This is a genomic window from Vibrio sp. AIC-3 (assembly GCF_013114515.1).
GTDB classification, from domain to species: domain Bacteria; phylum Pseudomonadota; class Gammaproteobacteria; order Enterobacterales; family Vibrionaceae; genus Vibrio; species Vibrio crassostreae_C.
In genome coordinates this window covers 1-18,825 of sequence record NZ_VTXG01000027.1, presented here as the reverse complement: position 1 = coordinate 18,825, position 18,825 = coordinate 1, and the positions used below count along the sequence as shown (strand labels likewise).

14 protein-coding genes and 2 tRNA genes are annotated in these 18,825 nt (G+C 43.6%); 4 read left to right on the top strand and 12 right to left on the bottom strand.

Features of this window, described 5'->3' with window-relative positions:
* Position 1 precedes the first annotated feature (1 nt).
* Together F0229_RS16815 and F0229_RS16810 are read right to left on the bottom strand one after the other, a co-directional pair.
* Entirely contained in the window at positions 2-598 is a 597-nt protein-coding gene (locus tag F0229_RS16815; protein WP_171733300.1) for a LysE/ArgO family amino acid transporter, read from the bottom strand.
* Between the two features lie 14 nt (positions 599-612).
* A complete protein-coding gene (locus F0229_RS16810) occupies positions 613-1,137 on the bottom strand; it encodes a GNAT family N-acetyltransferase (protein WP_017059192.1) in 525 nt (174 codons plus the stop codon).
* A gap of 459 nt (positions 1,138-1,596) precedes the next feature.
* Between F0229_RS16810 and F0229_RS16805 the strand changes: the two genes are divergently transcribed.
* The gene (locus F0229_RS16805) at positions 1,597-2,340 is read left to right on the top strand and encodes a class I SAM-dependent methyltransferase (RefSeq protein WP_029235856.1); all 744 of its coding nucleotides are present in this window, start codon (positions 1,597-1,599) and stop codon (positions 2,338-2,340) included.
* 129 nt (positions 2,341-2,469) lie between these two features.
* Here F0229_RS16805 and F0229_RS16800 read toward each other — a convergent pair whose 3' ends face one another.
* The 4 genes from F0229_RS16800 to F0229_RS16785 form a co-directional block, all read right to left on the bottom strand.
* Positions 2,470-4,515 (bottom strand): TonB-dependent receptor, encoded by a 2,046-nt coding sequence (locus F0229_RS16800; RefSeq protein ID WP_171733299.1) that lies wholly within the window; start codon positions 4,513-4,515, stop codon positions 2,470-2,472.
* A 181-nt stretch (positions 4,516-4,696) separates the two neighbouring features.
* Positions 4,697-5,617 carry a LysR family transcriptional regulator gene (locus F0229_RS16795; RefSeq protein WP_017059189.1) on the bottom strand — a complete coding sequence of 307 codons (921 nt, stop codon included), beginning with the start codon at positions 5,615-5,617 and terminating at the stop codon, positions 4,697-4,699.
* A gap of 229 nt (positions 5,618-5,846) precedes the next feature.
* Complete coding sequence (locus tag F0229_RS16790) at positions 5,847-8,036, bottom strand: immunoglobulin-like domain-containing protein (RefSeq protein ID WP_171733298.1); 2,190 nt, start codon at positions 8,034-8,036, stop codon at positions 5,847-5,849.
* Between the two features lie 487 nt (positions 8,037-8,523).
* Positions 8,524-9,522, bottom strand: a complete 999-nt coding sequence (locus tag F0229_RS16785) for an acetyltransferase (RefSeq protein WP_102321015.1) — start codon at positions 9,520-9,522, stop codon at positions 8,524-8,526.
* A 239-nt stretch (positions 9,523-9,761) separates the two neighbouring features.
* On the opposite strand from F0229_RS16785, the gene F0229_RS16780 reads away from it, so the two are divergent.
* Positions 9,762-10,001: a PAS factor family protein gene (locus tag F0229_RS16780; RefSeq protein ID WP_004733935.1), complete on the top strand. Its 240-nt coding sequence runs from the start codon at positions 9,762-9,764 to the stop codon at positions 9,999-10,001.
* 145 nt (positions 10,002-10,146) lie between these two features.
* On the opposite strand, the gene F0229_RS16775 is transcribed toward F0229_RS16780, so the two are convergent.
* From F0229_RS16775 to F0229_RS16760, 4 genes are all read right to left on the bottom strand, one after another.
* Positions 10,147-11,871 (bottom strand): methyl-accepting chemotaxis protein, encoded by a 1,725-nt coding sequence (locus F0229_RS16775; protein ID WP_171733329.1) that lies wholly within the window; start codon positions 11,869-11,871, stop codon positions 10,147-10,149.
* A 619-nt stretch (positions 11,872-12,490) separates the two neighbouring features.
* Positions 12,491-12,907 carry a MarR family winged helix-turn-helix transcriptional regulator gene (locus F0229_RS16770; RefSeq protein WP_017059185.1) on the bottom strand — a complete coding sequence of 139 codons (417 nt, stop codon included), beginning with the start codon at positions 12,905-12,907 and terminating at the stop codon, positions 12,491-12,493.
* On the bottom strand, positions 12,885-13,880 hold the full coding sequence (dmeF, locus tag F0229_RS16765) for a CDF family Co(II)/Ni(II) efflux transporter DmeF (RefSeq protein ID WP_171733297.1): 996 nt from the start codon (positions 13,878-13,880) through the stop codon (positions 12,885-12,887). Before dmeF ends, F0229_RS16770 begins: the two co-directional genes overlap by 23 nt.
* A 275-nt stretch (positions 13,881-14,155) precedes the next feature.
* Entirely contained in the window at positions 14,156-15,028 is an 873-nt protein-coding gene (locus F0229_RS16760) for a LysR family transcriptional regulator (RefSeq protein WP_017059183.1), read from the bottom strand.
* Between the two features lie 214 nt (positions 15,029-15,242).
* Here F0229_RS16760 and F0229_RS16755 point away from each other — a divergent pair, with 214 nt between their 5' ends.
* Positions 15,243-16,502 carry an adenylosuccinate synthase gene (locus F0229_RS16755; RefSeq protein ID WP_136978501.1) on the top strand — a complete coding sequence of 420 codons (1,260 nt, stop codon included), beginning with the start codon at positions 15,243-15,245 and terminating at the stop codon, positions 16,500-16,502.
* Positions 16,503-16,646: 144 nt separating this feature from the next.
* On the opposite strand, the gene F0229_RS16750 is transcribed toward F0229_RS16755, so the two are convergent.
* Positions 16,647-16,723, bottom strand: a tRNA-Val gene (locus F0229_RS16750).
* A gap of 70 nt (positions 16,724-16,793) precedes the next feature.
* A tRNA-Val gene (locus F0229_RS16745) sits at positions 16,794-16,870 on the bottom strand.
* Positions 16,871-17,628: 758 nt separating this feature from the next.
* Between F0229_RS16745 and F0229_RS16740 the strand changes: the two genes are divergently transcribed.
* Entirely contained in the window at positions 17,629-18,642 is a 1,014-nt protein-coding gene (locus F0229_RS16740) for a porin (protein WP_136979967.1), read from the top strand.
* Positions 18,643-18,825 lie beyond the last annotated feature (183 nt).

The window sequence follows — 18,825 nt, the reverse complement described above, 5'->3', positions numbered from 1 at the left end:
GCTAGACAATCAAAGATATTGCAATAGATGCCATGATCACGCCAACGACAAATTCCAACACCTTCCACGCTCTCGGGTTCTTAAACATTGGAGCCAAGAAGCGAGCGCCATATCCAAGTGAAAAGAAGAACACGAATGACGCCGATACCGCCCCAGCGCCAAACAACATTTGATCCGGTTGATATTGAGTTGAGATAGACCCCAGCAATACCACAGTATCCAAATACACATGCGGGTTAAGCCAAGTGAACGCCAAACACATCGCAATCGCTTTGGTTAATGAGTCTTTAGTTTCTGCCGTGGCTTCTAAGGCGTGGTTTTCGGTAAATGCTGATCGGAAGCTTAAGAATGAATAGACACCCAAAAAGATAGCGCCACCATAACGGGCGAACTGCTCAATTTGTGGGAACTGTTTAACGATTGCGCCAAGGCCCGTCACGCCAAAGCTAATCAGTAAGGCGTCAGAAATGGCACATACAGCACAAACTGCCAATACGTGTTGGTTCTTAAGCCCTTGCTTTAAAACAAACGCATTTTGAGAGCCAATCGCAAGAATCAGCGAAAGGCCAAGGGAGAAACCTGCAAAGTAAGTCGACATCTAAGGCTAGTCTCTTAACGCAACTCAATACTCATAAACTGGCTGTGCGGGTCTAACACATAATCAGCAAAGGGTTCACAGTATCCGAAGCCAAACTTTTCATACAGGTTACGCGCAGCCTTAAAGTAGTCTTCTGAGCCGGTCTCTAAACTGATTGTTTGATACTGGCGGGCGGTTGCTGTATCCAATACGTGCTGTAAAAGTTGGCTCGCAACACCTGACTTTCGAGCAAACTGTGAGGTTCTCATCGATTTGAGTTCAGCGTGTTGGGTATTTAGCTCTTTAATGGCAACACACCCAAGTAGTTGGCTGTCTTTCCAAGCACTGAAAAAAGTAATCTCTGGTGACTTGAGCCCATCTAGATCCAGTGCATGAACGCTTTCGGCTGGCGAAGTGGCGTACATATCAGCGAGGTGCTCTTCAAGTAATTCAATGACTTCCCCACCCGACAAGTCATCCACCTTAATTTCTATTGAAGCACTGCTTTCCAATGCTGTTCTATTTTCCATTGAACCCTGTGCATTTATTGCTGATGTCATTGTTTCAACTCTCCTTGTTTAGTTCGCTTATTTAGCTTGAGTGATTTGGTTTTTATCAACAGCCCACTTTCCTGAATTGTTTCCTTTTCAAGAACTCGGTTTGAATCAGTAAAATTACTGATTAATCATAAAATTATAAATGTCACACTGGGTTTACCTAGATACCATATTTTTCCTATCTCGTCTCGTGATAAAAGCGTTCCGCAAAGCCCGTATGGTCGCTGCATTGAGGGAGCAACACCTGTTTTAGTTAACGAATAAGTAGTCAGGGCAAAGTGAATAGCGATGACACGCGTACTGATGTTGTTGGCAGCTTAAACATCCCTTTAAACGGTCTCATTTAAAACGACCATAAGTTAGAAAATAAAACGCTTTCATTGATCGAATATTTGATTGCGATTTTCCAATTTCGGTATATGATGCGCCACCCTAATTTTTCAGCTTATGCTGCAGGCAAATATGTCCGCCAACGCACTCTATACCGACCTATCCGGTTACTATGATTTAATGTGTGTAGATATTGACTACCAAGCGCAAAGTAACTGCGTACGTAGACTCCATCAAATCTTTGGAAATGAAGGAAAAACACACCTCGACTTAGCTTGTGGCACTGGCCCACACGTTCGTCATTTTATTGATTTCGGTTACCAAAGCGGTGGCCTAGATCTTAACAAGCCGATGTTAGATATCGCAGAAGTTCGCTGCCCGGAAGCCAAGTTCTCAGTACAAAACATGAGTAACTTTGAGGTCACGGAACCACTCGATCTTATCACTTGCTTCCTGTATTCCATCCATTACAACGATGGCCTTGAGAAGCTTAAAGAGTGTATTGAAAGTGTGCATCGTGCGTTAAAGCCAGAAGGTATTTTCTGTTTTAACGTGGTTGATAAAGACAAGATCAGCAACGACCTGTTTGTTAGACACACAACAAACCAAGACAAAGACGATTTCACGTTCCGTTCTGGTTGGTATTACTCTGGTCAGGGTGATAAGCAAGCGCTAAAGCTTAGCATCGAAAAGACGACTGCTGGTGAAACTCAAGTGTGGAATGATGAACACCCAATGGTGGCATTCTCGTTTAAAGAGTTAATCGAGATATTGAAGCCCTACTTCGAGGTTAATATCTTCGAGCACGATTACGACAAGCTGATTCCTTGGGATACTCAGTCCGGTAATGCGCTGATCACATGTGTCAAAATCTAGATTAATAGATAAACGGCAAATTAAACCAAATCTATAGATCAAAAAAGAACCCACACTCGCCATTCTCCTTTTAGAGCATCAGCCAGTGTGGGTTCTTTTGTATCAAGCTATCAGTTACTGAACTCTAAATTAGAAGTCCGCTGTCATACCTACGTAGTAAGTACGTGGCTCTTCAACATAGCCAATGCTCTCTAGCTCTTGTGATACAGCTTCGTCAGTTAAGTTCGTGATACCTGCACGTAGTCGTACTGAAGCATTCACGTTGTAGACAGCACCTAGGTTCAGCGTTGTGTAAGCGTCTTGAGTTAGATCGCTTTCGATCTGACGTTCACCACGGTAACGCGCACTCACGAAAGTACTTAGATCGTAAGTTGGGCTCCAGTTCAGTTTAACTAAACCCGAATGCTTGTAACGCTCAAGTAATTCGTCACCAGTAGACTTATCTTCAGTGTCTAAGAATGTGTAATTACCAGACACACCCCATTCATCAGTAATTTGGAATTGGCCTGTAAGCTCAGCACCTTGAACTACAGCCTCTGATACGTTTGTATAAGTACGCTTACCATTCACATAGCCAGTTGAGCTTGAACTATCAGCGCAACCTTTACCCGATTCAAACACTCCGCCGTTCTCACAATAGGTTTCATCACGATCAATTAGGTCGTTGATTTCATTTCGGAATAAGGCACCTTCAACATTCCAACGAGGTTGGCTATAAATCGCAGCGATCTCATAGTTCAAGCTGGTTTCGGGCTTAAGATCTTCATTACCATGTAAATCACATACGCCTTTACAGCTATTAACTGTGTAGTCTGTCTGATTTTGAGTCAATGTTGGTGCTTTAAATGCTTTACCCACACCACCCTTGATGATCAGGTCATTCGTTGTTTGATGAACCAAGTACACACGTGGGCTGAACTCTTCACCGTACAGTTCATGCTTATCTAAACGACCACCAATGGTTGCCGTTAGTTGATCCGTCATTAACCATTGGTCTTGAACAAATAACGCACCTTGATAAGCTTCAGATGTACCATTGACTAAGTTTTCTTTGTTGGTTAATTCACTCAACTGGTAGTCCATACCAAACGTTACGGTGTGACTATCACCAAGATAAGTGGTCGCCGAAGCTTCAACAATTTGAGTCAGCTCTTCGATGTCACTGCTATAGTTAGTATCTGAGTCCGCAGCATCATTATCTGTCACATTTTCACGTGAATAACGTACTTGCGTGTCACCCCAGCTCCAAAAACCACTATGTGTGATCGCTTGGCTCTGACGTACAACACGTGTGTCAGACTCAATCACAGATGATACGTTTTCCGCAGATGACTCACGTTCATCATCACTGTAGCCAAAATCGAAATCGATGGTTTGGTTATCTGTCGCATTCCATGTCAGGCTTGCAAGTAAGCTTAACGTGTCACGTTCTTCTAGAGCTGTTACATCTGAACGATCGTAACCAAAGCTGTGTGTACCAGAATATGGTTGCCAAGCGTTACGGCTTGTCTGGTTAACAGAAAGGCGAGCAAACAACTCGTCTTCAATCAACGCACCAGATGTCGTGAAGCCCATCGAATACTCTTCCCCTCCATCACCATCAAGTGGAGATGAAGTGTCCATGCTCAGTGTAGAGCTCCAATCGTTTTCTGGAGCCTTAGTGATGATGTTGATTGTACCGCCCATACCATCTGAACCGTAAAGTGCAGACATTGGGCCACGGATTATTTCAACACGTTCGATCGAATCAGCAGGAATCGTTGATAGGTCAAAGTCGTTACCACGGATGATGGCACTTGCAGAGCTTAAACGACGACCGTTCACCATGATAAGAGTGTAATCTGAATCCATACCACGAATAGAGATCATCTGACGGCCAGCACGTGTGCTATCAAAATCAGACTCAACACTCGTTGATTCGGCAACGATGTCTGCCAAGGTAATACCAGGGCTTTCTTCAATGTCTTGCGCGGTGATAACCGACATTGAAGCTGGCGCTTGTTTTAGTGCCATCTCGGTACGAGTTGCCGTAACAACCATTTGCTCATCTGTTGCTTGCGCTTCTTCTTGCGCCAACACGTTAGCTGAAAGTGAGGTACAAATAACAGCGACTGCGATCGAAAGGGGTTTACGAACCAAAAGAGGTTTGCGAATCAAAAGAGATCTCTCAGACATGATATTCATTCTTATATGTGATTGGTAATGATAATGGTTTGCATTAAATAACCAACTATCACGCTTATCAACGAAAGTTTCATACCAAAAATCGATTCTCGTTATTCACCATTCAAATAATGAAAGAGATCTATATCCAACTCGATAGGTATTCGTAATTTTCATTCACCCTGCAGATGGATTATGTATAAAGCTCTTTGAATATATTGCGAACCCAGCGACACATCGGGTCGTTATGAAAGCGCTTATGCCAGTATAAGTAGACGTCTTCTGATGGGTGGCGCAACGCTTTAGGCACGCGTTTACAAACAAGATCTCTTTGCGTAGCGGCTTGTTGAGCAAAAGGTGTCGGTAAATGAAAGATGATGTCGGTTGCTTCTGCCATATCCGGCGCGACGTTAAAATTGGAAAGCTGAATTGGAATGGACAGCTGGCGCTGCTTATCAATCAAGCCAAGATCTTTAAATCGACTTTCGATCGAGAGCTTCTTATCCCCTTGCAGTGAGATTTGACCAAGTTGGCTATTCAACAAGTCATCAACCGTGATCTCTTTGTCCGCCAAAGGATGTTTTTTACTCATCAGCAAACGGTAATCGCGGCTAATCACGAACATTCGATACAAATTTTGCTCTGAACTTAACGGCTCGTGGGTCGACAACACAAAGTGCGCATCACCGGATAACAGAGGCTCAAAGTGTCGTTTAGGAATCGAGTCGATATCAACAGTCATGTTTGGCGCTTGTTGACGTATCTCCGCAACTACCTTGGGCAGCAAGTGCGCGACATTAGGCACTAAACCAAAGAAGCGAACCGTACTGTCACTGCTTTGCGGTTCGAATACATCGCCATGTACCAGCTTTTCTAAACGTGTCAGTACCGAATTGAGATCTTGCTTAATGGCTTCTGCTTTTGGCGTTAACTCATAGCCATAAGCCGCTCGCACCAATAGATCATCATTGAAAACGGTACGCAGTTTTTGCAGAGATCGGCTCACCGTAGGTTGGCTCATATCCAGCGCCAATGCCGTGTTGGAAACGTGCTTCTCTTCAAGAAGGTGTTTAAGAATAACGAGTAGATTGAGGTCGACTTGAGCAAGATTCATTATGCAAATATTAACAATATATAAAATTCAATGTGCGCATAGTGCTATTTCTTAACATGTAATACAATTGATAATCACTCCTATTTTGATCTAGAGCAATATGCTGAGCAGAGTTTAAGGTTAAGTGGGTTTTAAAGCTCTAAGTCAGAACTGTTTAAACATAAAAAAGAGAGGCACAATGGCCTCTCTTTGATCGTCTACTTTATATTGCTAGCGTTGAGCTATCAGACTACAGCTTTGTCCAAGCATCTTGCCAGTATTGGCTATCGCCTGGAGCATAAGAAGCGCTTGCACACCATGCCGTGTATGGCCAAGGCTTACATTCGTACAAGCCATTATCGCTGCCGACCACAATGTCACCCGCTGCGTAGTTTGTGCCCGCTTCATATGGAGGGTAATCACCTGGAGGAGGTGTTGTTCCGCCACCGTCTTTAACAGCGAACGAATCGTTTACCATCACCATTTCACCGTCAGATGCTTTACCGACTACTTCAAGTGCATATTGCCCTTCCGCTACATCGTATAAGTCGATGGTAATAGCACGGCTGTCCGTTACGTTAACCTTAGTTTGCTCAACCACAGTACCTGCACTGTTGATCACCATAGCGGTAACATCTAATGCTTCATTTGATGTCAGTGTCAGATCTAAACGCACGTTGCCGTTATCTGGCGCATATTGTGATTGAAGTCCTGAAACCGAAAGCTCTAAGTCATCGCCCGGATCTGGGTTACCACCACATGAAGAGTCTGAAACTTTTCTCCAAACGCCCCACTCACCTGTTGTTCCTGGCTCTTCGCCGCGAGTGTACCAACCTGCTCCCCACGTTGAACCGTCATGAGATACTTGGTCACCTTCAACATAAACGGTGTCGGCATCCCATGCAGCAGCACAGTTAGAACCATCAGTTACAGACACTTTACGGTCAACGGTTACGGTTTGGTTCGCGCTGTCTGTCACGCTATACACAAGTGTGTAGTTGCCGATTTCATTTACATCGACACTGCCAGTGTGTGTAATAGTGCTTGTCAGGTCGCCATCTTCAGCATCATTCGCCGTCACGCCTGCCATAGCATCAAATGCAGTACCCAACACAACTGTTGTGTCAGATACGCCATTAAATACTGGCTTCTGGCTGTAAACCTCTACCGTTCTCGCTTTAGTGGTTTCGTTGTTATCGCTGTCTTTCACTCGGTAAGTCAAAACGTAAGTGCCAATAACACTGGTTTCAACGTAACCTTCAACATCGATTGATGACGTTAGATCGCCGTCTTCTTTGTCTGTTGCCGTCACGCCATCCATAGGATCAAACGTTGTGCCGTGAAGAACACGCGTATTTTCGACACCTTTAAGAACGGGCTCGCCCTCGACTGGTGGTGGCGTTACTTGACCGTGTACAAACGGGCCGTAGTCTTTAATGAACTGCTCGTTGTATTGTTGGCCGTTTTTGTTGGTGCCCATGTCCCAATTGATAGACCAAGTCATCACACCACGTAGCGGTTGACCTTGCGCCGTTAGGCTATCAAATGCGTCGTATAAATCTTGTGGCTCTTGTACAAAACCGGTTGCTGCAGCATCGATGCTTGAAGGAATACCAAACACGAGCTTGTCATGTGGGATCTTGTGGAAGCCACGCGTTCCGTTGATAAGAGAATCAGAAATGTAGTAGATGAATTCTTCTTTTAACGCATCGTTGTTTTGAGCAATCCAACCCACGCCTTCAACCCAGATACCATCGCCACCTTGGTTGTAAAATTGTGGGTTAATCCAGTCGTAGTAGCCTTCTAGATTATCGATATAAGGAACGTACTTACCGCCTGTCGTTAGATACGGGAACTCAGGCGCCATTGTAATAAGGAAGTTTTTACCTTCTGCGCGGTAGTGATCTTTCACTAGCTTAAGTGCATCCGGAATCACGGTTTGGTTGTTTGCTGCGGTTACGGCTGCTTGTTCAAGGTCAATATCTAGGCCATCGAAACCGTAACGCTCAGTTAGACGGATAATCTCATCAGCAAAGGCTCTTTCATCACCGGTTTCTAGCTCTACGTGTGCATCCGCACCACCTAAAGCCAACAGCACAGAGCGACCTTGCTTGTTGAGTTCCGAGATTTGGTCAATAAATTGTTGTTCTGAAAGCCCAATGGTTGGGTCCAGTTTAAAAGTTGGGATTCGACCATCAGCCACATCGTAGACCTTCATGAATGACACATTCACGATGTTGTACATTGGGTTCACTTCATCCAGCGTCACACATGGCGCATTACCACCTTGGTAGCCGCCACCGTCACACCAGTTATGCCAATAGCCAACCACCACGCCAGAGTCTGGATTCGTCATATCTGAACCATTCGCATAAACAGCGCCAGACATAGCCGCCATGCCGACCGATACTGCTAATTGTAGAGCTTTACGTTTCAACATTAGTCCCACTTCCTTACTTAACAGCTGTGCCAATCACAACCGAACCAATTCATTGTAATCATGAATATTTATAGAGAAGTAATGGAATTTATAGGAAAAGATGACCTTTGATTTAACTTGTGATTTTAAGTCACAGATTGAATATCAGAATCAATATGACTTTGACTTTTCATTCAAATTGAAATGCTAAAAACTGTTATTTTCGGTCGAATGCATTGACCATGCAAATATTTAATCAACCTTAATTCACTAAGATAATTAACCAAAAATATAAAAAATCACCGATAGGAAAAAATGAACTTTAAATCGGCAAAAATCACCCCAAACACGCCGTAATCACTGACCTCAGACCAGATACCATTGCGAGTGATATCACTAAAACAGCCTGGATATAGCCATCACACATGTGCTAGCAATACACACGTATAACGGAATATAGGAGCAAGAGTTTGTAGAATTTTGAATGTATACGTCGGGAGTTTTTCAGTTAACCGTCAGTGCCAGATGAATAATATGCATCCAATAGTGAAATAAAATTCACCTTATCAAGTTCATTAAGTTGATTAATTCCAGCCGCTGCTTTTCTTCCTCCGCCAGTCGCAAAACTTGAGCAAATTTCGTCTGCGCCCGTTCTATTTGATAATGGCGCACGTAAGCTCACCGTGTAAGACTCGCCGTCTTGGTTTTTCGTTAATACTGCTTGCGCTCGGTTTGGATCTTGATTAACGATTTCATTACCAAATACGCCACTGATGCGCCTTGCCCACGTCTCACCTGGCAGTTCAAACACACGTGCGACTTCACTTTCATAAACAGGAGCAAGGTTTGATAACTGCTGGCGATCATTTTGATAAGCATCTCGTAGTCGATAAAACACAGAGTCTTTATCATCCAAAAGATCAAACGGATTCGGGTATTGATAAAGGGTTTTGTAGAGCTCAGCTGGCGTGAAATGCAAATCACTCAGTGACGAACCGTAACCGTTGTAGTTAACCAAGGTACCTAGCTCTTCTAGAAACTCTTTTTGAGATTGAGCGAATCCATTTTCATCCGCTAGCCGCGCCGCCACCGTTTTTAGATTGTCGCCAAAGGCAGCTGCGATTGCCCAAGCCACATGCGCACCATTCAGCTTCTGGTTAATCAGCAAGCTCGTGCAGCTCTCTGGCGCGGTATCAATCAGAGTATCTAAATGACTAGAAGTTGGGACATCCCCTGTTCGGTGGTGATCGCAATAAAATACATTGATGTTTGCGTCTAGCAGTGAGTGCAGTGCAGGCAGGTTTTTCTCCATCGATACATCTAAAACGGTAACGGAAGAAACATCACCTTGCTTACCCGGCTCCATAGTTTGAGTAACAACTTGAGAGACCAACTTAATATCACGCTTAACACCAGTAATGAGCACGCTCTCTCTTGGCTCACTTAATCGCAGCTGTAACAACGCGATTATGCCATCTGCGTCTCCGTTGAATACGTCGTAGTGCATGTTGTTCCTCTTCCTATAGATTTGACCGTTTGCCAGAAACGCGCCAATTCGTTCGTGTGTTCGATAGTCTGTCATTATTTTAGTTATATTTCACAGATACTTAAGTCTATTTTGGAATGCCTTATTCTCATTAGATTGAAAAGATAAACACATTAATAATATTGTATGACTTATATCACAGTAAACGAATACGAAAAGATTATAAAATAAGCGCCTCCCACTTAATGATAAAGAGACGAATGAACACTACCACCACTCTTGTTTATGACACTTTGAAAAGCCTTGCTGCTCACGCTCCTGAGCAACATGCCGAGATTCGCCAGCGTTTATATGAGCAGTTGAGCCTGCCATTTAACAAGCAGCTCTCGTTATACGCTAATGTGCTTGGTCCTATCAGTTCAGGTAAGTTAGCGGGATGCGACAATATTGATAAAGCGGTTGAACTGGCACTGGATGTGCTAGAAGGCCGAAATAAGTAATTCCCCTTAAAATACGTAACATAACGGCCCAGATCTTCCCCCAGATCGGGCCGTTTTTTTATTCTCGTCATTTATCTATTTGAATTTCAGGCACAAAAAAGGCGTAGATGATCCACGCCTTTTGTTTTAGTAAGTTCTATGTTGTTTATGAAGTCTTGAACTGCGCGACCGCTTGGTCCATATCGTTCGCTTGCTCTGCTACCTTGTCCACTTCAACTAAGCAATGCTGCGCCGAAGCGTTATTGTCGTTCGAGATAGTGTTCAGCTCAGTAATTAAGTCATTCACTTGCGCCATTACTGCTCCCTGCTCTTCAATCGCTGAAGCAATACGTTCTGAATTACCTTGGATGCTTTCCATGTCGCTCAAGATAAGTTGCAAGCTCGCATCCAGCTCTTCCGAATCTTTCAGCGTTAGTTGACCTTGTTGGTTACATTCACCAATCTCGGTCATCGAAGCGTTCATTTGGCTTTGAATTGCTGTAACAACGCTGGTGATTTCGGTTGTTGATTGATGCGTTCTGCTTGCAAGAGCTCGAACTTCATCTGCAACCACGGCAAAGCCTCGGCCTTGTTCACCGGCACGTGCTGCCTCAATAGCTGCGTTCAGTGCCAGCAAGTTGGTTTGTTCTGCAATGCCTTGGATGATGTTTACTGCATCGCCGATTTGATCAACATGATGGTTCAATGAGCTGATCGAATCTTGGCTGCTAGAAAGGCGTTCAGACAACTGAGTAATGTTGCTGATCGTATCTACCACCACTTCACGGCCTTTATCGGCATTCACTTTTGCTTGATGAACACCTTCAGCCGCAACTGATGTGCTTTCTGATATTTCACCAATGGTGAGTACCATCTCTTGCACTGACGTCGTCATTGTAGAGGTGTGATTTGCTTGAACTTCAAACTGTTTGATTACTGACTCTAGCTCGTCATGCATGTTCGACGTGCTTTGTGTCAGTTGCAGAGACTTAGATTGAGATGCCGCGATCAAGCCTTCTAGCTGATCAAGCAATTGGTTGAAGTATTGGCCTAACGTGCTGAGTTCGTCTTTGCCATCAAGGTGCGAACGAATAGACACGTCGTTAGAATCAACGATGTTACGAATCACCGAAAGCAGTGACTCAATTTTGCCAATGATAGAACGGACGATTAACCAGCTGAACAGAATGATCAACACGAGTAGCGTGACGCAAAGGATGTTGTTGATCAGCGATAGCTTGTCCATCTCTTGCTGCGTTTGTTGGTCTAGCACCGCGGAGAACTCTTTAAATTGAGTTTCGATAGCATGAGAACCCGAGCGAGCTTGCCCAAGCAGACCTTCGTTGTGCTTCAAGCCAATCACTCGCTTTTGCTCAACCACTTGGCGAGCAGCGTCAATCAAAGCAGCTGAGCTACTCATATTTGAAGTTATAGAAAGAACACTCGGGTCAAACTCCCCCTTCTCAATTAAGTCATTGAACAGGTAAAGCTCGATTTTTTGTTCCGCACTGGCTGTCGCGCTGATGTTATCGAGCAAAACATGAAACTCGCCTAGCATACCTTTGTCACGTGATAGCCCATAGACTTCGCTCGCTTTAACTAAGTTAACAAAGCTGGTGTGGTAGGTTTCGATGTCTTCACGTAGGTGTGTGCTGTTGGCTAAACCTAAATCACTGAGCACTGTATCTAGCTCAGATTCAGACGCTAAGAATTTTTTGTAGTTTACGTCGAACTTGTCGAGGTATTTCATATCGCTACGCAGTAAAAAATCTTTCTCGTTACGGCGAAGGTTGAGCAAACGCACTTCAAGCTCTTTGGTAATTTGTTTGGCTTCGCTCATTTGAGCGGTGGTGTCTGCAAATTGTGATGTGGTAAACAGCAGTGAAATCATGCCGAAGATGGAGAACATCCCCAACGAATAGAGCTTTTTCTTTATGTTCATATACGTGGCTCGTCTTTACTAAATTAACTATGAGTATCTAAATAAATCGCATCAAAGAATGGATATCCAACTTACGCGACCTGATTATTGTTATATTTTTTGTATCAGTAATGAGCACTAAATCTAGCGACTGTTCAGCCCACCAGCAGTGACATTCTCAATGGTATTCAAACAGAGAATGAATCTTTTCACTAAAGATAAAAGCATCAATAACACAAATTAAATACATGTACATTAGTTGAATGATAAAAGTGAGAGACAGCTATTTGACGGAACATAAATGGCCTGAATGTCATGGTATACAAGGCATTGAATTAAAAGACTTTGACGCACATTTGGATGCATTATTTATGATGACATTTTTTTGGCTCTCCAGAAGAGCACGAGCGAAGCGCAATATTGGAGGTTTTGACTTGGTTTTTAAACAGTGAATCCGTCTATTGATGATTGTACAGTAGAGCGTAAACGGCGAAAAAAATGGACCTACTCAATTCGAGTCAGGTCCATCTTTTGATTTTCTAGTCAATCGCTTTGCAGCTAAAGAGTTAGGGTGCGAACTCAAGACTGACTAAAACGCTTTTACCATCTTGGTTAGGCACTTCAATAACACCGCTTTCTCATCTTCTTCGATATCTTGCGTCAGCTCATTAACCAAATTCAAGTGAAGCTGATTGTGGTGAACGTGTATCTTCTGCCCTTCATCCGTCAAGGCAACCACAATCGCACGACGATCTGTTGGGTGTTCATGGCGCTCAATCAATTCAGCTTTAACCAACTTTTCTATTTGAACAGTAAGTGTACCCGTGGTAATACCCAACTTTTCAGCGAGCTCTTTCATTCTTAACGCACCATGCATACCAAGTACTTCAATGGTGTGTACTTGAGCCAGGGAATAACCCGTCTCTTTGACAACAGACTGCTCCCACGAAGACATTTTATCGTAGAACTCAGTCAGTATTTGGTTAAGCTGTTCTATATTTCGCATGGTCGTTTGAATGCACTTCAAGAGTAAGATGATTAATCTTATCAAACTTGGCGAGCATTTGTTTATATTCAGAGACGGTTTTATCACTGTTTGATTCAAGAGTAATCGCTGCTGAATAGTGATGCCCGCTCACCTTCCACATATGGAAATCGGTGACCGACGCATAAGGCGTTAAGGTTTTGGTCACTGAGTCACGATAATCTTGGTCGATATTCTCATCCAGCAGGATTGGGCTGGTTTGTTTCATAAGGTTCATCGTCCACTTAGCAATCACGAATGCGCCAACCATTCCCATTGCTGCATCTAACCAGTTCCAACCGTAAAACTTACCAAATAGCAGCGCAACAATCGCAAGCAGCGAAGTTAGAGTATCCGCCAACACATGCATGTAGGCTGCGCGTAGGTTGTGATCATGATGGTGTCCGTGATGCTCGCCATGTTTATGACCATGGTCGCTGTCGTGCTCATGGCTATGTGAATGACCGTGATTCTTACTATGATTGTGGCCATGCTCGTGTCCGTGATCATGATGGTGATCGCCAAGTAAAAACATACTCACCACATTCACAGTTAAACCAATACAAGCAACGATGATCGCTTCATTGAACTGAATCGCTTGTGGGTTAAACAAACAATGTACTGATTCCACCAGCATCAACAATGCCACAATCCCCAATGCAATCGCGCTGGTGTAGCCCCCTAACACGCTGACTTTGCCAGTACCGAAAGAGAAACGTTCGCTCTCGGCATGTTTCTTCGCATAACGGTATGCAAATAAGGTGATACCAAACGCTGCGGCGTGCGTCCCCATGTGCCAACCATCGGCAAGCAATGCCATCGAGCCGTAAATAGTACCTGCAACAATTTCGACAACCATGGTAACGACGGTCAATAACAGGACATAGAACGTGCGTTTCTCACCTTGACTGTTATGTGAAGAAAAGTTGTGTTGGTGACGTGTTGGAAAACTCAAAATGGCGTCCTTAGCTTGTGTTTGTGGTTAGATGATCGTTGCACATAAAGCCCTTTGATTGACAAGTAATTTGACAATCAAAGTAATAATTTGAAATTTAGTTTGATTATCAAACTTTGTCAACGATGAATTTTGAAACTCTGATTTGCGGGACGAATAGTTGATGGTGAGCGCTAGTTTGTTCCAAAGATTATTGATTCAGTAAAAACGAGGCTTTCCAGGGACAAAAAAGCCCACTCGAGGTGGGCTGATTGAGTCAAACTCAATGATTGTATTTATTTGTTTTGCAATGAAATAATCTCATCATTCACCCAACCTAACAGCTGCTTGGTTGCTTTCGACAAGACTTGGTTCTGCCGAACAATATAACCAAGACTGGTGCTCGAGAAGTTGGTCAATGGTGTCACTTTCGAATGCAGGTGCTGCTTGGTTGATACCGCAAACTCCGGGACAATAGCCACACCAAATCCCGCTTCTGCCCAGTCGATTTGAGCATCGACACTCCCTACTTCCATCACCCTATAATTAGGTAGATTAAGGCTTGGTAAACCTTCATCAATAAAGTCACGCGTTCTCGTATCATGACCTAGTAGAATCAAAGTGAGCTCTGCATCAGAGTCTCGGATATCAAACCCATCGCCAAGCGCACACCAAGAAAGCTCTTGCAGCTTAGTGAAATACAAAGACTCGTTGTGCTGCTCTTTGGCGATAACAAAACCAATATCCGCTTGAGCATTTTTAACTAAATTCGATGCCTGAGATGACGTGGTATTCAAGAGCGTAAGGTCAATACCGGGATACTGCGCTTTGAACTTCTGGAACGGACGAATTAGCAAAAATCGAGAAATGATGTCACTTACGGCAATGGTTAACGTCCCTATTTTAAGGTCGTTAATGGCATTGAGATCGGCCTGACAAATCTGCAGTTCGAGTAGCGTTCTTTGGCTTGTTTCCAATAGCCGTTCACCCGCTTGAGTCAATTGAAAAGGGCTTCTCTCTATCAACTTTATGCGTGTTTGTTGTTCCAGTTGTTTTAGGTGCAAACTCACATTGGGTTGTGTCATGTGCAGTGCATTGGCCGCTTTCCCAAAATGCTTGTACTCCGCAAGCGTCACAAACGTCTTCAACAAATTAATATCGAGCATCATGTCCTCTCTCTCGTGTCACTAATATCATTCCCTAAAAGTAAAGAATGCCCCATCGTCATTCCCTACAGTGAGGAACGAACGTGATAGGGAATCTCGTTTGTAGCTTAAGACTTTAAGGATATATGAAATCCTTATCAAGATAATAAAGATAATTAATTTCTCTTATCCACCTTGTAGGCCTAACATGATTCCTCAATCAGTTAGGAGAAAAATTATGCCATCTATCGTTGTTGTGGGCGCAAACTGGGGTGATGAAGGCAAAGGCCGCATCGTCGATTTTTTAGCAGACCAAGCTTCTGCTAGCATTCGTTTCCAAGGCGGAAACAATGCAGGTCATACTGTGGTAAATGACTTCGGTACATTCAAACTGCACCAACTACCTAGTGGTATTTTTAATCCTAATTGTACGGCGGTTCTTGGCCCTGGCATGGTGATCAGCCCTGCTGCGCTAACTGAAGAGATTGCAGAAGTTCAAGAGGCTGGCATCAAAGTGAAAATGGCGATCTCAGATCGTGCGACACTGTGTCTCCCTTTACATGCTCTTGAAGATACGCTTGAAGAAGAGCGTTTGGGCGATGGCGCTTACGGCTCTACACGTCAAGGCATTGCACCAGCGTACGGCGATCGTGTAATGAAGAAAGGCATTCTTGTCGGTTGGCTGAATCAACCTGAAATTTTAGAGCAGCGTATTCAATTCCTACTTGATTGGAAGATGCCTCAGCTTAAAGCGCTCTACCCTCAATGTGACTTCTCCCAGACTGCTTCTGAAATGACAGAATGGCTACTTGAAGTAACTAAAGCGTGGCGCCCGTTCATCTGCAACGTAACTGAGCCGCTTAAAGCGCTGCAATCACAAGACGCAAACCTACTGTTTGAAGCTCAGTTAGGCGCAGGTCGCGACCTTGTCTACGGTGAATACCCTTGGACAACATCTTCGAATGTAACCGCAGCTTATGCTGGCATTGGTAGCGGTTTACCTGCACTTCGTCCTGAACGTGTTATCGCTGTTGCTAAATCGTTCAGTTCGTCTGTTGGTACTGGCACGCTAGTAACAGCAATGGAAGAGCAAGACAGCTTCCGCGAAAGCTCTAACGAATACGGTGCAACAACAGGCCGCCCACGTGATATGGGTTACTTCGACGCGGTAGCAACTCGTAACGGTGTTGAACTGCAAGCTGCAACGGAAATCGCATTAACTAAGATCGATTGCCTGTCTGGTTTGTCTGAACTTAAGATTTGTACCGCTTACTCAGGTGAGCATACAGAGAACCCAATTTGGCCACAAACGGCTGAACTAAAACCTGTATATGAAGATATGGCAGGCTGGGATGAAGACATCACGGGTTGCCGCACGTTTGAGAGCCTTCCTCAAGCAGCGCAAGATTACGTTACTCGTATCGAAGAGCTGATGGGTGTGCCAATCGTGATGGTATCGGTAGGTCCTGAGCGCGAGCAAATGATCATTCGCGCTTAGTTTAGAAGACGACAAGATCTACATCAAAGCCCACATTCAGTGGACTTTTTTGATTGTTCATAAAGAACGAGATAACACAAGGAATTACAGACACAAAAAAGCCCACGCTAGGTGGGCTTTTTGCTTGTTCAGAAAGAACGAATTTGGTGCCCGCTACTGGACTCGAACCAGTGACACCTTGCATGTCATGCAAGTACTCTAACCAACTGAGCTAAGCGGGCGATGTTCTAATTTCTTATTACTACCATTGTGACAAACTCAATAGTTATGCAATAAAAACTAAAGAAGGAATGGTGCGTCCGAGTGAACTCGAATCACCGACCCCCGCCATGTCAAGGCGGTACTCTAACCAACTGAGCTACGGACGCATTCCCTTAGAACGCCAACGATGATATCTATGATAAACAGATGGTGCAAGTATTAACTGGCATCTTGCGATTCGTTTGCTCACTTTGCAATCAAAGACATAACAACATGTCGATTTTACACCCAGATTATCGTCAAACCGCTGAAAAACAAAGTTTAGTTAGAAAAAATTCTAATCCTTGATTACAACCAATTAACTAACCTAATGTGTTCAATTTGGGATTTTTGTTGTCTATACCGTTTTTCTTGGCCTTTACAGTAACCATACAGGTATAGATCAATGCCTATATTTAGTGTCAAAAATTTTGCTTGCCCATTGGGTTACCGTAGTATTTTGATCATTATAAGTGAAAGGCACGTAGAGGCTTTGTAACTCACTGAAATACATCATTCATAAAAATCACCACGATTTTGTAATCGTCGTCATCGAATTACTAGGCCGCAATGACTAAATTCGGATTTTTCATATAAAGTGGCCGGGTTATTACCAACATACATAAATACGATAGCACTCTATAGTCGAAAAACATCAGCTACAATTAATCTCCCTCAAGAGCAACAATCTATAAGCAATTCAAAACCCAACCCCACACATCATAGCTATTTTGAATACATACAGCACAGTAATACATAATGAAATTTGCATAATGGTAAAGCGCGCCTATATTCATAATCTGTAGGAATTAATAATCTAAATTCAATGCTATACGTGAATTTATGGTTTACGATAAATACAAGTGTGAAAAATAGGGAATAAATTATGAAAAAATCACATATCGCCATTGCAGTGGTGAGCATACTATCGACATCTGCCGTATCGGCGGCGACCATTTATGAGACAGATGAAACAGTATTCAATATCGGCGGCCGCGCAGAAGTTCGAGGGAATTTCTCTGATGCGAATAAAAGTGCTGGTAATAGTAGCACCTATAGTGATAGATCACGTGTCCGCTTAAGTGTCGATGGCACACAAAAAGCGTCGGACGATGTTTCCTTTTTTGGGAAATATGAATTCGAACTAACAGAGTCTGAAGATGGCGCATCAGATGATATCGGCATTAACACTCGATTCTTATATACGGGTGTTCAAACCAATCACGGTAACGTCTATTATGGCCACCAAAATAATGCCGTTACCTACTTAACCGATTGGACGGATATGGCTGAAACCTTCAGCGGCTATATCAATGAATACACGGTGTCGACTGCTGATCGAGCAAAAAATGTTTTACGTTATGAACTGACAAGCGACAACATCACCTTTCAAATTGATGGCAATTTCAATTCAGATAGTGAATCAGCACAAAGTGACGGCTTCGGTGCAGTTGTCGCCGGCAGCACTTCGATTGGGTTAGATATTGGCGTCGGTTATGCGTCAAGTGATGAAACCTATGGCGTTGGGACAGATACAGAAACTTCTGATGCCTATATTGGTGCGGTTAAGTACACCAACGATCAGGGGGTTTGGTTCGCCGCACTCTATCAATTTGGTAGTATTTCAGGTCTAGGCGTAAAAGATTCAGACTACGATTCTGCCGATGCTTACTTGGGATACTCGTTTGGTGCCAACACCGTCAACCTGACCTACAGCTACTTTGAAGCTGACGATATTGCAGATTACGACATTAACTTTATCGGTCTAGAATACGCACGTTATATTGGCGATGTGGCCTTCTTTGGTAGTTATAAGTTTAACATGTTAGACGAGGGCGAAGGTGGGCAAGGCGATAACGACGAAGATGAGCTACAGCTCGGTATGCGTTACGCGTTTTAGTCTAAACCAATCCACTTAATATTAGTAAAGCCGAGCATAATCAATGCTCGGCTTTTTAGTTTGTATAACTTATTCGTATCTCATAGACAGAACCTTAAGCACTAAGCTCAGCGTAAATTCCGTCTAACGTAATGTTTTCTTTAGACTTCCTCTGCGCGGACTTTTGAGCGTTCCTTGATATAT